A 15,141-nucleotide genomic window follows, 5' to 3' on the forward strand; every position below is an offset into this window, starting at 1 on the left:
GATCGAACACCAACCCCGGCGAAAGCCGGGGTTTTTGTTTGTGGAGTTTGGCCTGCTCGTCAGTCGACGGCGCTACCCCCTTCCCTGTTTCTACAAAATGCAACCTGCGCCATCTGAGGCTGTTCAGGGCCTTTTAATCACTGTCGTCCAGCAGGTTGTTCAACGCAATGGCGCGCAATTCTCGAACTTTAGCGATGCTTTTTTCTGGCGACGACCGGATCACATCTCTTGGGTCATTGATTCGCACCCGACCATACCCATCGATCAGGAACTGTAAGTCTTCAATGTGCAGGCTATGGGTTCTGAGTCTGGATATGATCTCATCACAGTCCTTCATAACGTTTTTATTGAAAGCCATGTCAGTTGGAATGTGTTTACGGTTATGGATAACGTCTTCGGAGTCCAGCGCATGATGGATGTAGTCTTTCGCTATCCCGACCTTGTTATCGTATTTGACTAAGGCGTATGCATCAACGACCGGAAACCCGAGGTCTTTCAGGTGTTTGGTCATCTTCAGCTCTTTTGCTGCGTATTCATTTCCGGAAATAATCCCGGTTGTGTCTGGCCGGATCAGGCATATGCATTGCCGTGGATCCTGCCGAGAATGATAAACATCCTTCTGACTTCCGCTTCCAAGCTTTTCGCCCACGGAAGGGATTGAAGTAAGTTCGGTAGGCGCGGCGACATCCTGGATACCCGGATGTCGCTGGATGGAGGCAGCACTGGAAACAATTGGCATAATGGTCACCGCTGTGTATTCGAGTTTACTGGTGTGTGATTCGCGAGCCGAGTCGTCGCTATCCTGTGCAATGAGTGAAGCATTGAGTGAGTTGGGTTCCCTGCTTAGCGGCTTTTTTGCACAGATTAGATACGTTGTATTGGTCAAGTAGGATCGGATCGGCCACTCATGGGCAAGACTGCTGGCCGTCGATCGTGGTTGATGACGAGCTATGCTTCTATGATGCAGGCCAGCTTACTGTCTTGGTCCGGACCCATATTCCACTGCTGTCCGTCGGTACTGTGCTGGCCATGGTTAATTGCGAGCCAATAAAAAACCGACCTCTTACAGGTCGGTTTCTGATACATCATTAAAACTTATGCACGTTTTTCAGGTTTTTATAGCCTGAAAAAATATGTATACGAATGAACAGGTTAAGCAGTCTTTTTCATCGATTTCAGAAAAACCGTACACAGGTTATCCACAAAATCACGCCGGGACTTTTTCGGGAGTTGCTGCAGGCTCGACAGGCGAACCCATCGCGCGTTGTGTGTTTTCATTCCAGGTCTGCACACGGTCATTCAACGCTGCAATGGCGCGTGGGCCTGTGCCTTCTGCATACATTGGCTCGCCGATTACCAATTGAATGGTGCCTGGTTTTTTCGCCCAGCCGTCGCGAGGCCAGTACTTGCCTGCGTTGTGCGCGACAGGCAGCACAGGCAGATCAGCGTTCACTGCCAGTGCAGTACCGCCTCGAGAGAATTTGCCGACCTGGCCGTAAGGCACGCGTGTGCCCTCCGGGAAGATCAATACCCAGACGCCATCCTTGAGCAGCTCGTCGCCCTTCTTGGCAATTTCCCTGAGTGCGGCTTTCGGGTTTTCGCGGTCGATGGCGATCGGGCGCAGCATTGCCATCGCCCAGCCAAAGAACGGCACATACAGCAGTTCACGCTTAAGGACCTGACTCATGGGCTCGAAATACGCCGACAGAAAGAAGGTCTCCCAGGTGCTCTGATGGTTGGAGATGATCACGCAGGGGGTTTTCGGGACGTTTTCAGCGCCAGTCACTTCGACCTTGATGTTAAGGAACACCTTGGTCAGCCAGATGGCGCAGCGGCACCAGTAGACGTTAATGAAGCGATAGCGGGCTTTGAACGGCAGAAAAGGCGCAATGAAAAAACTCAACGTGCACCACAACAGCGAGCTGGTGCCCAGCAACAGGTAAAAGAAGAAGGTCCTGATTGCCTGCATGATCGACATAGTTACGTTTACCGTACGGGCAGGTGCCCGCTCCTTGAGCGTCCTGAACCTGAAGAGCTGACTGTTCAGTGAGCGCTATTGTGGATAAGTTCTGCGGCAACTGCCGCCAGATCGTCAAAAATCAATGTGCCTGCCGGCACTCCGCCTTCCAGCGTCTTGCGTCCTTTGCCGGTCATCACCAGCACAGGCTGCGAATCGACGGCCAATGCGGCCTGCAGGTCACCCTTGCTGTCGCCCACGAACCAGAGACCTTTGAGGTCCGCTGTGTAATGACGGGCGATGGCCTGCAGCATGCCGGGTTTTGGCTTGCGGCAGGTACAGCCATCGTCTGGCCCATGCGGGCAATAGACGATCAAACCGAGCTCGCCGCCCTGCTCCGCCACCAGCTTGCGCAAGCGCACGTGCATGGCATCCAGAGTGGCCAGATCGTAATAACCTCGGGCAATGCCCGACTGGTTGGTGGCGACGGCCACCGTCCAGCCGGCCTTGCTCAGCGCTGCGATAGCTTCGATCGAGCCAGGAATGGGCAGCCACTCCGCCACCGACTTTATGTAAGTGTCGGAGTCATGATTGATCACGCCATCCCGATCGAGTATCAGAAGTTTCACAGCGACTCCTTGTCAGCCCAGCAGCGAGATGTCGGCGACGCCGAGGAACAGACCGCGCAAACGCGACAACAGGGCATAACGGTTGGCACGCACGTTGGCGTCTTCCGCGTTGACCATGACGGCTTCGAAGAATGCATCGACCGGCTCACGCAACATCGCCAGACGCGCCAGCGATTCGCTGTACTGACGCTCGGCAGCCATCGGCTGGGTCGCGTGATCGGCCTGTTGGATGGCCGAGTACAGCGAGAACTCGTTGGCGTTGTCGAAATACTTGGGCTCGACGGTCTGGGCAATGCTGCCCTCGGCCTTGCTCAAGAGATTCGATACACGCTTGTTCACTGCGGCCAGTGCAGCGGCCTGTGGCAGTTTGCGGAAGGCCTGGACCGCCTGGACGCGCTGATCGAAATCCAGCGCCGAAGCGGGTTGCAGGGCGCGTACCGAGAGGTACACCGCCACGTCGACGCCTTCGTCTTCGTAACGCGCGCGCAGACGATCGAAGATGAACTCGAGGACCTGTTCCGCCAGACCGGCTGGCTTGATCTTCGCGCCGAACTGCGTAACGGCGAATTTCACCGTTTCGATCAGGTTCAGGTCGAGCTTCTTCTCGATCAGGATACGCAGGATGCCCAGCGCAGCGCGACGCAGTGCATAAGGGTCTTTGCTGCCGGTAGGCAGCATGCCGATCCCGAAGATGCCGACCAGTGTGTCGAGCTTGTCGGCAATGGCTACCGCAGCGCCAGTCAGCGTGGTCGGCAGTTCGGCACCCGCGCCACGTGGCATGTACTGCTCGTTGAGCGCCAGTGCGACGTCTTCAGGTTCGCCGTCGGCCTTGGCGTAGTAGTAACCGGCAATGCCCTGCATTTCCGGAAACTCGCCGACCATCTCGCTCGACAGATCGCACTTGGACAGCAGACCGGCCCGCGCTGCACGCTGGGCGTCGCCGCCAATGCGGGGGGCGATGTAGGCGGCCAGTTTCGACACGCGTTCGGCCTTGTCGAACACACTGCCCAATTGCGCCTGGAACACGACGTTCTTCAGGCGATCGTTGAAGGTTTCCAGCTTCTGCTTCTTGTCCTGCTTGAAGAAGAACTCGGCGTCGGTCAGGCGTGGACGAACCACCTTCTCGTTACCGGCGATGATCTGTGCCGGGTCCTTGCTCTCGATGTTGGCCACGGTGATGAAGCGCGGCAGCAGTTTGCCGGTGCCGTCCAGCAGGCAGAAATACTTCTGGTTGTCCTGCATGGTGGTAATCAAGGCTTCCTGAGGGACTTCCAGGAAGCGCTCTTCGAACGAGCACACCAGCGGAACCGGCCACTCGACCAGACCGGCGACTTCGTCCAGCAGGCTTGGCGGCACGATGGCGGTACCTTCCTGCTGGGCGGCCAGTTCGTCGACGCGTTTACTGATGATCTGGCGACGTTCGTTGAAGTCGGCCAGTACATGAGCGGCGCGCAGGTCACTGAGGTAACCGGCAGGCGAAGAAATGCGCACGTCTTGCGGATGATGAAAGCGATGACCGCGCGAATGACGACCCGCGCTCTGGGCGAGGATCGTGCAATCGACTACCTGATCACCGAACAGCATCACCAGCCACTGGGTCGGCCGCACGAACTCTTCCTTGCGAGCCCCCCAGCGCATGCGCTTGGCGATCGGCAGGTCGTTCAGCGAGTCTTCGACGATGGTCGGCAACAGGGACGTCGTCGGCTTGCCGAGGATGGTCTGGCTGTAACGCAGTTTCGGGCCGCTCTGATCGATTTCACTCAGGTCGACGCCGCACTTCTTGGCGAAGCCCAGGGCGGCCTGAGTCGGATTACCGTCGGCATCGAACGCTGCCTGACGCGGCGGGCCGTCGAGGTTGACGCTGCGATCCGGTTGTTGCGTGGCCAGTGCGGTAATCAGTACGGCCAGACGACGCGGTGCGGCGTAGACCTGTTTGGCGCTGTAGGTCAGACCTGCGCCAGCGAGGCCTTTTTCAATGCCGGCGAGAAATGCATCGGCCAGTGAGACGAGGGTCTTGGGTGGCAGTTCTTCGGTGCCCAGTTCGACCAGAAAATCTTGAGCACTCATTGCGCTGCCTCCAGCTTGGCCAACACTTCATCGCGTAGATCGGGCGGCGCCATCGGGAAGCCGAGACGGGCCCGGGCCTGCAGGTAGGCCTGAGCCACTGAGCGGGCCAGCGTGCGTACGCGCAGGATGTATTGCTGACGTGCCGTCACGGAAATCGCGCGACGGGCATCCAGCAGGTTGAAGGTGTGCGAGGCCTTGAGGACCATTTCGTAGCCGGGCAATGGCAGCTCCAGCTCAATCAGGCGTGCGGCTTCGCTTTCGTAGAAGTCGAACAGCTCGAACAGCTTGTCGACGTTGGCGTGTTCAAAGTTGTAGGTCGACTGCTCCACCTCGTTCTGGTGGAACACGTCGCCGTAGGTCACTTTGCCGAACGGGCCGTCAGCCCAGACCAGATCGTAGACCGAGTCCACGCCCTGCTGGTACATCGCCAGACGCTCGAGGCCGTAGGTGATTTCGCCGGTGACCGGGTAGCACTCCAGACCACCGACCTGCTGGAAGTAGGTGAACTGCGAGACTTCCATGCCGTTGAGCCAGATCTCCCAGCCCAGACCCCAGGCGCCCAGCGTCGGCGATTCCCAGTTGTCTTCGACGAAGCGCACGTCGTGCACCAGCGGATCGAGGCCGATGTGCTTGAGCGAGCCCAGGTACAGTTCCTGGAAGTTGTCCGGATTCGGCTTGAGAATCACCTGAAACTGGTAATAGTGCTGCAGGCGGTTCGGGTTTTCGCCGTAGCGGCCGTCAGTCGGGCGACGGCTTGGCTGTACGTAAGCGGCGTTCCAGGTTTCCGGGCCTACGGCGCGCAGAAACGTGGCAGTGTGGAACGTGCCGGCGCCTACTTCCATATCGTAGGGCTGAAGTACCACGCAACCTTGTTCTGCCCAGTATTGCTGGAGGGCGAGGATCAAGTCTTGGAAGGTACGCACGGCTGGCGTAGGCTGGCTCACAAATTTCACCTGTGCTGGGCTGCGATTCAAAGAGCGGGAGTATACCCGATTCGGCCGCACGTCCACTCGTTGGGAGCCCTATGACACGCTGCTTTTGGTGCAACGAAGACCCCCTGTACATCGCATATCACGATCAGGAGTGGGGAGTGCCGCTGCGCGATGCGCAGAAGCTCTTCGAGTTGCTTTTGCTCGAAGGGTTCCAGGCCGGGCTGTCGTGGATCACGATTCTCAAGCGGCGGGCGCGTTATCGCGAAGTGCTGCACGGTTTTGACGTTGAGCGCCTGGCGCAGCTGAGCGATGCCGAAATAGAGGCGCTGATGCTCGATCCGAGCATCATCCGCAACCGCCTCAAACTCAAGGCCGTGCGCACCAATGCGCGGGCCTGGCTGGCGCTGGAAGATCCGGTCGCTCTGCTCTGGTCGTTTGTTGGCGGTACCCCGAAGATCAATCACTTCAAGGATCGCAGCGAAGTCCCGGCGATTACCGCCGAGGCCGAAGCGATGAGCAAGGCACTGAGAAAGGCCGGTTTCACCTTTGTCGGCCCGACCATCTGTTACGCCTACATGCAGGCCAGCGGCATGGTCATGGACCACACCGTCGATTGCGATCGGTATGCGATCCTGAGCCGCTGACGGTTACACTACCCGCCTCGAGAATCTGGGAGTCATCTGTGGATAAGTTCAAAGGCGCCGTAATGGTCGGGGCGTTGCGATTGTTTGCGCTGTTGCCATGGCGCGCTGTGCAGTGGACAGGCACCGCGATTGGCTGGCTGATGTGGAAGCTGCCCAACCGTTCGCGGGAAGTGGCGCGGATCAATCTGTCCAAGTGCTTCCCCGAGTTGAGCGAGCCAGAGCTGGAAAAGCTCGTCGGCCGCAGTCTCATGGACATCGGCAAGACCTTGACCGAAAGCGCCTGTGCGTGGATCTGGCCGGCACAGAAATCGATCGACCTGGTGCGTGAAGTCGAAGGGCTCGATGTGCTCAAGGACGCGCTGGCCTCCGGCAAGGGCGTGGTCGGCATCACCAGTCACCTGGGCAACTGGGAAGTGCTCAATCACTTCTATTGCAGCCAGTGCAAACCGATCATTTTCTATCGTCCACCCAAGCTGAAAGCCGTGGACGATCTGTTGCGCAAGCAGCGTGTGCAGTTGGGCAACCGGGTGGCGGCGTCGACCAAGGAAGGCATTCTCAGTGTCATCAAGGAAGTGCGCAAAGGCGGCTCGGTGGGCATTCCGGCCGATCCGGAGCCGGCCGAATCAGCCGGCATCTTCGTGCCCTTCTGCGGTACCCAGGCGCTGACCAGCAAGTTCGTGCCGAACATGCTGGCCGGTGGCAAGGCAGTCGGCGTATTCCTGCACGCCATGCGCCTGCCGGACGGATCGGGTTACAAAGTGGTACTCGAAGCGGCTCCCGAAGCCATGTACAGCACCGACACCGAAACCTCGGCAGCGGCGATGAGCAAAGTGGTCGAGAAATACGTGCGGGCGTACCCGAGCCAGTACATGTGGACCATGAAGCGCTTCAAGAAACGCCCGCCAGGCGAGGCGCGCTGGTACTAGGAAAGAACGGATGCGGAGCGTCCGGAACGGCGTGCCCACGCTCCAGCATGGGCACGATAGTGTTTCCCTCAACTGGCCGCCGCAATCAACCCGCGTCGTCCCAGCGCCACCTGAGTCCCTTCCGGGGTCATCCGCACCAGGTTCACCGGGATGGATTTGGCTGCAGGGGTGTTGCCGTGTTTATCCCGGTTGGCCAGTGGCAGCAGGCCGTTGGTTTCCGGGTAGTACGCGGCGCAGCAACCCTGCGGCACGTCGTAGGGAATGACTTTGAAACCCGCTGCACGCCGCGCCGTGGTCGGGTCGAGCGCCGTCTGAAACTCGATGTAGTCCCCGGCCTTCAGCCCCAGGCGTTCGATGTCCTGCGGGTTGAGCATCACCACCATGCGATCGCCAAAGATGTCCCGATAACGGTCATCGTTGGAATACACCGTGGTGTTGAACTGGTCATGGCTGCGGATCGTCATCAACTGCAAATGCTCGGCGCCCGGCGGCGTGTCGTCTTCGTCGTAAATGCCTTCGGGAAAGAGGAAGTTGGCCTTGCCCGACTCGGTGTCCCACTTGCGCTCACTGGCAGCATTGGGCAGACGGAACCCTCCAGGTTCGAGGATGCGCTGATTGAAGTCATGGAACTGTTCGGGCAGCACTTCTTCGATCTTGTCGCGAATCCTGGCGTAGTCGCCCATATAGCTGTCCCAGTCCACCTTGGGATTGGGCGCAAGCGTCGCTTTGGCGATGCCGGCAATGATGGCTATTTCGGAAATCAGATGTTTCGACGCAGGCTCCAGCATGCCGGTCGAACCGTGCACCATCGACATCGAGTCCTCCACCGTAATGGTTTGCGCCACGCCGTTCTGCAGGTCGCGTTCCGAACGCGCTACGCATGGCAGCAGAAAGGCCTTCTGTCCATGTACCGTCGCACTGCGGTTGAGCTTGGTGTTGACCAGCACCGTCATTTTCAGGCGGCTGACGGTCGGGCAGATCACATCGGTGTCCGGAATGGCGCGGAAGAAATTGCCGCCCATGGAAATGAGCGCTTCCACCTCGCCACGCAACAGGGCTTCGCAGGTCTCGGCCACGGCATGGCCTTTTTTTCTGGATGCTTCGAAACCGAACACCTTGCTCATGCTGGCCAGAAACGGTTCGCCGGCCTTTTCATAGATGCCCATCGTTCTGTCGCCCTGTACGTTGGAGTGTCCACGTACCGGGCAAGCGCCCGCACCGAGCTTGCCGATGTTGCCGCGCAACAGCAGCAGGTTGATGATCTGCTGCATGGCATCACCGCCACGCTTGTGCTGAGTGACGCCCATCCCCCAGCAGCAGATGACCCCCTTCGAGCGCTTATAGACCGTCGCCACCTCTTCGATGGCCTGACGCGTCAGACCCGAATGGCGCTCGATGATGTCCCAGGGCAACTGTCGGCAATAATCGGCGTACTGCTCAAAGCCATGGGTATGTTCTTCAATGAACGCCACATCGAGGACACGCGGCAGGTTTTCACGCTGCGCCACGTCATCGGCTTCGATCACGGCCTTGCAAACGCCTTGCAGGGCGATCATGTCGCCGCCGATCCTGACCTGATGGTACTGCGAGCTGATTTCCACCCCATGCAGACTGAGCATGTCGCGCGGGTCCTGCGGCGCCGCAAAACGTACCAGCGCCCTTTCCCGCAGCGGGTTGAAGGAGATGATGCTCGCGCCCCGGCGCGCGGCGGCGTGCAGCTCGGACATCATGCGCGGGCTGTTGGTCCCGGGGTTCTGGCCGATGATGAAAATCGCGTCGGCGTTCTCGAAATCTTCCAGCGTCGTGGTGCCTTTGCCGACCCCGATCGACTCGGGCAGCGCCGCTGTAGTGGTCTCATGGCACATGTTCGAGCAGTCGGGGAAGTTGGCCATGCCGTACAGGCGACCGAACAACTGATACAGAAAGGCGGCTTCGTTCGACGTGCGCCCGGAGGTGTACAGCTCCAGCTTCCACGGGTCGCTCAGGCCGCGTAGCTCTTCGCCGATCTCGGCGAATGCCTCGTCCCAGGTGACCGGCAGGTATTTGTCAGTGGCGGCGTCGTAGCGCATCGGCTCGGTAATACGGCCTTCTGCTTCCAGGTCATGATCGCTCCAGGTCGCCAGTTCGCTGACCGTGTGCCGGGCGAAGAACTCGGGCGTCACACGTTTCTTGGTCGATTCCCAGGCCAGTGCCTTGGCACCGTTCTCGCAGTATTCAAAGGTATGCGGCTTCTTTGGGTCCGGCCAGGAGCAACTGGGGCAGTCGAAGCCGCCAGGCTTGTTCATGGACATCAGCGTGCGGTTGCCCTTGATCAGCACATGCTGGTGCAGCAGGTGCTTGTTGACCGCACTGAGCGCGGGCCAGCCACCCGCCGGTGTGCCGTCGGTCTGTGATCCCTGAAGCGGGGCCTGGGAATTTTCCGATTCGGACATGGGGTGTGTTCTCTCTCATAAAGCCCGTGAAGGCATGATGCTCGTGTGTCTGAGATACACGGGCTCAGAGAGAATTCGCCCGAGTCGACGAGCGTTGCCGACAGGGCGCGTCGGCAAGAGGTTCAGTCAGGGTCATACCCTGTTCAGGAGCGGTTCAGAAAAAGCTCAGGCCGACCTGAAACAGCCGCTCGACCTCGCGGATGCACTTCTTGTCCACAAGGAACATGATCACATGGTCACCGGATTCGATCACGGTGATGTCATGAGCGATAAGCACCTGTTCGTCGCGGATGACTGCACCGATTGCCGTACCGGTCGGCAGGTTGATGTCTTTGATGGCGCGGCCGACGACCTTGCTGCATTTCGAGTCGCCGTGAGCGACGATCTCGATGGCTTCGGCTGCACCGCGTCGCAGCGAATGCACGCTGACGATATCACCGCGGCGCACGTGGGCCAGCAGCGTGCCGATGGTTGCCAGTTGCGGGCTGACCGCAACGTCGATTTCGCCGCCTTGCACCAGGTCGACGTAAGCCGGGTTATTGATCAGCGTCATTACCTTGCGTGCGCCCAGACGCTTGGCCAGCAGCGACGACATGATGTTGGCTTCATCGTCGTTGGTCAGCGCCAGGAACAGGTCTGTGTTGCTGATGTTTTCTTCCAGCAGAAGATCGCGGTCCGATGAGCTGCCCTGCAGAACCACTGTACTGTCCAGGTGCTCCGACAGATAGCGGCAGCGCGCCGGGCTCACTTCGATGATCTTCACCTGATAGCGGCTTTCGATGGCTTCAGCCAGACGCTCGCCGATGTTGCCGCCACCGGCGATGACAATACGTTTGTAGTTCTCGTCCAGGCGCCGCAGCTCGCCCATCACGGCGCGAATGTCAGCCTTGGCGGCGATGAAGAACACCTCGTCGTCGGCCTCGATGACCGTGTCGCCATGCGGCAGTATCGCCCGATCGCGGCGATAGATTGCCGCGATGCGTGTGTCGACATTCGGCATGTGCGCCCGTAGCTGGCGCAGCGGCTGTCCGACCAACGCGCCGCCGTAGTAGGCTTTGAGCGCGACCAGCTGCGCTTTGCCTTCGGCGAAGTCGATCACTTGCAGCGCACCGGGGTATTCGATCAGACGCTTGATGTAGTTGGTGACGACCTGCTCCGGACTGATCAGCACGTCGACCGGGATCGCGTTTTTATCGAACAGGCCTGCGCGTGTCAGGTACGCCGCCTCACGGATGCGTGCGATCTTGGTCGGCGTGTGGAACAGCGTGTGGGCCACCTGACAGGCGATCATGTTGGCTTCGTCGCTGCTGGTCACCGCGACCAGCATGTCGGCGTCGTCTGCGCCGGCCTGACGCAATACCGCCGGGTAGGAGCCCTTGCCCTGCACGGTGCGGATGTCCAGGCGGTCGCCCAGATCGCGCAACCGGTCGCCGTCAGTGTCGACCACGGTGATGTCGTTGGCTTCGCCCGCCAGATGCTCGGCCAGCGTACCGCCTACCTGACCTGCACCCAGAATGATGATTTTCACGCGCTTACTCCCGCGCCGCCGCGATCTTGATCAGTTTGGCGTAGTAGAAACCGTCGTGGCCGCCTTGCTGGGCCAGCAGCTGGCGACCATGGGCTTGCTTGATACCCGCGGGCGGCTGTCCGGCCTGCCCGGCGATGTCCAGCTCTCTGGCCCCGGAGGTGCGCGCCAGAAACGCCTCGATGACGTCGGTGTTTTCGGTCGGCAGTGTCGAGCAGGTCGCGTACACCAGCATGCCGCCTACCTGCAGCGTAGGCCACAACGCGTCGAGCAGCTCGCCCTGCAACGTCGCCAGCGCGGCGATGTCGTCTGCCTGGCGAGTCAGTTTGATGTCTGGGTGCCGACGAATCACGCCGGTCGCCGAGCACGGTGCGTCGAGCAGGATGCGCTGGAACGGTTTGCCGTCCCACCACTGCGCTGCCTCGCGCGCATCGGCTGCAATCAGCTCGGCATCCAGACCCAGGCGATCGAGGTTTTCACGCACGCGCACCAGACGCTTGGCTTCCAGATCCACCGCCACCACGCCGCTCAGTTGCGGCTGCACTTCCAGCAAATGGCAGGTCTTGCCGCCCGGTGCGCAGCAGGCATCGAGTACTCGTTGCCCGGGGGCGAGCTCCAGCAGGTCTGCGGCCAGTTGCGCTGCTTCGTCCTGCACGCTGATCCAGCCTTCGGCAAAACCGGGCAGCGAGCGCACATCGCACGGCTCGGCGAGGACGATGCCGTCTTGACTGAACGTGCACGCGCTGGCTTGCAGGCCGGTAGTGTTGAGCAGTTCGAGGTATTGATCGCGACGGTTGTGGCGTCGGTTGACGCGCAAGATCATCGGCGGGTGCGCATTGTTGGCCGCGCAGATGGCTTCCCACTGTTCCGGCCAAGCGGCTTTCAGGGCTTTCTGCAGCCAGCGCGGGTGGGCCGTACGCACCACCGGGTCGTGTTCCAGTTCGATCAGCAGCGCCTCGCCATCACGTTGCGCATTGCGCAGCACGGCGTTAAGCAAGCCTTTGGCCCAGGGCTTTTTCAACTTGTCGGCGCAACCCACGGTTTCGCCGATGGCGGCGTGGGCCGGAATGCGGCTGTAGAACAGCTGATAAAGGCCGACCAGCAACAAGGCTTCAACGTCGGCGTCGGCGGCTTTGAAGGGCTTTTGCAGCAGCTTGGCCGCCAGTGCCGACAGGCGCGGCTGCCAGCGCGCGGTGCCGAATGCGAGGTCCTGAGTCAGGCCACGATCACGTACCTCGACCTTGTCCAGTTGAGTGGGCAGCGAGCTGTTCAGCGAGGCCTTGCCGCTGAGCACGGCAGCCAGTGCCTTGGCGGCGGCCAGACGCGGGTTCATTGGCTCAGCACCGTGCCGATGGCAAATTTCTCGCGGCGGCTGTTGAACAGATCCGTGAAGTTCAGCGGCTTGCCGCCCGGCAATTGCAGTCGGGTCAGGCGCAGCGCGTTCTGCCCGCAGGCGACGATAAGTCCATCCTTGCTGGCGCCGAGAATCGTCCCCGGCGCGCCCTGCCCTTCGGCCAGATCGGCGGCCAGGACTTTCAGGGTTTCTTCGTTCAGCGTGCTGTGGCAGATCGGCCAGGGGTTGAAGGCGCGGACCAGACGCTCGAGCTCATCAGCCGGACGTGTCCAGTCCAGACGCGCTTCGTCCTTGTTCAGTTTGTGGGCGTAGTTGGCCAGGCTGTCATCCTGAACCTCGCCGACCAGCGAACCGTCCGTCAGACCGGCAATGGCCTGCAACACAGCAGGCGGACCGAGTTCGGCCAGGCGATCATGCAGCGTGCCGCCCGTGTCCTGCGCGGTAATCGGGGTGACGGCCTTGAGCAGCATCGGCCCGGTGTCCAGGCCCGCTTCCATGCGCATCACGGTCACGCCGCTCTCTGCATCACCGGCCTGCACCGCACGCTGAATCGGCGCCGCACCGCGCCAGCGCGGCAGCAGCGACGCATGGCTGTTGATGCAACCCAGGCGCGGAATATCCAGCACCACTTGCGGCAGGATCAGGCCGTAGGCGACGACCACCATCAAATCCGGTTGCAGCGCTGCCAGTTCAGCCTGCGCAGCAGGATCGCGCAGTGTGGGCGGCTGCATGACCGGTACGTCGTGTTGCAGCGCCAGTTGCTTGACCGTGCTGGGCATCAGCTTTTGTCCACGACCGGCCGGGCGATCGGGCTGGGTGTACACGGCGACGATCTGGTGAGGGCTGTCGAGCAGGGCCTTGAGGTGTTCGGCGGCGAATTCCGGGGTGCCGGCGAAGACGATGCGCAGTGGCTCAGTCATGGAGTTCTCATTATAAAAAAAGGCCTGTTCAGGCCTTTTGGGGTAACGACGGATCAGGCGTTGAGCTTGTGCTGCTTTTCGAGCTTCTTCTTGATCCGGTCACGCTTGAGGTTGGAAAGGTAATCGACGAACAGCTTGCCGTTCAGGTGATCGCATTCATGCTGGATACAGATGGCGAGCAGGCCCTCGGCGACCAGTTCGTAAGGCTTGCCGTCACGGTCCAGTGCCTTGACGCGGACCTTTTGCGGGCGGTCGACGTTCTCGTAGAAACCGGGAACCGACAGGCAGCCTTCCTGATACTGATCCATTTCATCGGTCAGTTTTTCGATTTCAGGATTGATGAGGACCATCGGTTCGCTGCGGTCTTCGCTCAGGTCCATGACGACTACGCGCTTGTGGACGTTGACCTGAGTCGCGGCCAGGCCGATACCTGGCGCTTCGTACATGGTTTCAAACATGTCGTCGACCAACTGGCGAATGCCTTCGTCTACCATCGCCACAGGTTTGGCGATGGTGCGCAGGCGCGAATCGGGAAATTCGAGGATGTTTAGAATGGCCATATACGTAAGAGCTGCACTGTTAAGGTAAAGTCAATGTTGGGTGCCGGGCCCGGGAGTTCAAGGCAGGCAGCCCAGGACAGGACTCTAGGGTTCGCGTGAGGCAACATGATAAAGGGATTCACCGCATGAGGAAATCACTACTCGCCCTGCTGCTGCTGACCGCCAGCGGTCTTGCGCAGGCGCAAGTGCAACTCAGGGAAGGCTATCCGCAGAGCTACACCGTTGTCGCCGGGGACACACTCTGGGACATTTCCGGAAAATTCTTGCGTGAACCGTGGAAATGGCGCGAGATCTGGCGGGCCAATCCGCAAGTCCACGACCCCGACCTGATCTACCCCGGTGACACGCTCGCGCTGATCTGGGTCGATGGTCAGCCGCGTGTGACGCTCAATCGCGGCGAATCGCGTGGCACCATCAAATTGTCACCGCGTGTGCGCAGTACGCCGATGGTCGAGGCCATTCCGAGCATTCCGCTGGGTGCGATCAACTCATTCCTGATCAGCAATCGGATTGTCGACAACGCCGAGCAGTTCGAAAAAGCCCCCTACATCGTCGCCGGCAATGCCGAGCGCGTGCTCAGTGGCAACGGTGATCGTGCCTACGCACGAGGCGCGCTTGACCCGTCGCACAGCGTCTATGGCATCTTCCGTCAGGGCAAGACCTACATCGATCCCAAGACCCAGGAAGTGCTGGGCATCAACGCCGATGACGTCGGCAGCGCCGAGGTGGTCGCCACCGAGGGTGACGTCTCGACCCTGATTCTGCAGCGCTCCACGCAGGAAGTGCGTCTGGGCGACCGCTTGTTAAGCAGCGAAGAGCGCGCCATCAGCTCGACGTTCCTGCCCAGCGCTCCGCAGGCGCCGATAGACGGTTTGATTCTGGATGTGCCACGCGGCGTCACCCAGGTCAGCGTGCTGGATGTGGTCACGCTCGACAAGGGCAAACGCGACGGCCTGACCGAGGGCAACGTGCTGGCGATCTACAAGACCAGCGAGACTGTGCGCGACCGAATCACCGGAGAGCTGGTAAAAATCCCCGACGAACGGGCCGGCCTGCTGATGGTTTTCCGTACTTACGACAAGCTTAGTTACGCCTTGGTCCTGCAAGCCAACCGATCTTTGGCCATCATGGACAAGGTTCGCAACCCGTAGACGCATGTTTCAGATCTGACACGGATTTGTGTGACGAACCAGAC

13 protein-coding genes are annotated in these 15,141 nt (G+C 60.2%); 3 read left to right on the forward strand and 10 right to left on the reverse strand.

All coding sequences use genetic code 11. From position 1 onward, the window contains the following. Positions 1-133: 133 nt before the first annotated feature. From hopBF1 to glyQ, 5 genes are all read right to left on the reverse strand, one after another. A complete protein-coding gene (hopBF1, locus tag JOE39_RS19665; RefSeq protein ID WP_096115555.1) occupies positions 134-739 on the reverse strand; it encodes a T3SS effector protein kinase HopBF1 in 606 nt (201 codons plus the stop codon). A gap of 468 nt (positions 740-1,207) precedes the next feature. Next, complete coding sequence (locus tag JOE39_RS19670; RefSeq protein WP_010422968.1) at positions 1,208-1,978, reverse strand: lysophospholipid acyltransferase family protein; 771 nt, start codon at positions 1,976-1,978, stop codon at positions 1,208-1,210. A 65-nt stretch (positions 1,979-2,043) separates the two neighbouring features. After that, positions 2,044-2,586 (reverse strand): D-glycero-beta-D-manno-heptose 1,7-bisphosphate 7-phosphatase, encoded by a 543-nt coding sequence (gene gmhB, locus JOE39_RS19675; protein WP_003340124.1) that lies wholly within the window; start codon positions 2,584-2,586, stop codon positions 2,044-2,046. A 12-nt stretch (positions 2,587-2,598) separates the two neighbouring features. Next, positions 2,599-4,653 carry a glycine--tRNA ligase subunit beta gene (glyS, locus tag JOE39_RS19680; protein WP_010422975.1) on the reverse strand — a complete coding sequence of 685 codons (2,055 nt, stop codon included), beginning with the start codon at positions 4,651-4,653 and terminating at the stop codon, positions 2,599-2,601. Beyond that, complete coding sequence (glyQ, locus tag JOE39_RS19685) at positions 4,650-5,597, reverse strand: glycine--tRNA ligase subunit alpha (protein ID WP_002551326.1); 948 nt, start codon at positions 5,595-5,597, stop codon at positions 4,650-4,652. Before glyQ ends, glyS begins: the two co-directional genes overlap by 4 nt. An 80-nt stretch (positions 5,598-5,677) precedes the next feature. Between glyQ and JOE39_RS19690 the strand changes: the two genes are divergently transcribed. Together JOE39_RS19690 and JOE39_RS19695 are read left to right on the forward strand one after the other, a co-directional pair. Next, the gene (locus tag JOE39_RS19690; protein WP_010422981.1) at positions 5,678-6,229 is read left to right on the forward strand and encodes a DNA-3-methyladenine glycosylase I; all 552 of its coding nucleotides are present in this window, start codon (positions 5,678-5,680) and stop codon (positions 6,227-6,229) included. Between the two features lie 38 nt (positions 6,230-6,267). Then, positions 6,268-7,155 carry a lysophospholipid acyltransferase gene (locus tag JOE39_RS19695; protein ID WP_003304634.1) on the forward strand — a complete coding sequence of 296 codons (888 nt, stop codon included), beginning with the start codon at positions 6,268-6,270 and terminating at the stop codon, positions 7,153-7,155. Between the two features lie 68 nt (positions 7,156-7,223). Here JOE39_RS19695 and JOE39_RS19700 read toward each other — a convergent pair whose 3' ends face one another. The 5 genes from JOE39_RS19700 to def form a co-directional block, all read right to left on the reverse strand. Continuing rightward, entirely contained in the window at positions 7,224-9,587 is a 2,364-nt protein-coding gene (locus JOE39_RS19700; protein WP_210078408.1) for an FdhF/YdeP family oxidoreductase, read from the reverse strand. 154 nt (positions 9,588-9,741) lie between these two features. Then, positions 9,742-11,115 carry a Trk system potassium transporter TrkA gene (gene trkA / locus JOE39_RS19705; RefSeq protein ID WP_003315933.1) on the reverse strand — a complete coding sequence of 458 codons (1,374 nt, stop codon included), beginning with the start codon at positions 11,113-11,115 and terminating at the stop codon, positions 9,742-9,744. Positions 11,116-11,119: 4 nt separating this feature from the next. After that, positions 11,120-12,445 carry a 16S rRNA (cytosine(967)-C(5))-methyltransferase RsmB gene (rsmB, locus tag JOE39_RS19710; protein WP_032659507.1) on the reverse strand — a complete coding sequence of 442 codons (1,326 nt, stop codon included), beginning with the start codon at positions 12,443-12,445 and terminating at the stop codon, positions 11,120-11,122. Beyond that, positions 12,442-13,386 carry a methionyl-tRNA formyltransferase gene (gene fmt, locus JOE39_RS19715; RefSeq protein ID WP_032659509.1) on the reverse strand — a complete coding sequence of 315 codons (945 nt, stop codon included), beginning with the start codon at positions 13,384-13,386 and terminating at the stop codon, positions 12,442-12,444. Before fmt ends, rsmB begins: the two co-directional genes overlap by 4 nt. Positions 13,387-13,439: 53 nt before the next feature. Further along, positions 13,440-13,946 carry a peptide deformylase gene (gene def, locus JOE39_RS19720; RefSeq protein WP_003318474.1) on the reverse strand — a complete coding sequence of 169 codons (507 nt, stop codon included), beginning with the start codon at positions 13,944-13,946 and terminating at the stop codon, positions 13,440-13,442. Positions 13,947-14,071: 125 nt separating this feature from the next. Between def and JOE39_RS19725 the strand changes: the two genes are divergently transcribed. Continuing rightward, positions 14,072-15,097, forward strand: a complete 1,026-nt coding sequence (locus tag JOE39_RS19725; protein ID WP_003318473.1) for a LysM domain-containing protein — start codon at positions 14,072-14,074, stop codon at positions 15,095-15,097. Positions 15,098-15,141 lie beyond the last annotated feature (44 nt).

This window comes from Pseudomonas sp. PvP100 (assembly GCF_017833055.1).
Taxonomy (GTDB): domain Bacteria; phylum Pseudomonadota; class Gammaproteobacteria; order Pseudomonadales; family Pseudomonadaceae; genus Aquipseudomonas; species Aquipseudomonas syringae.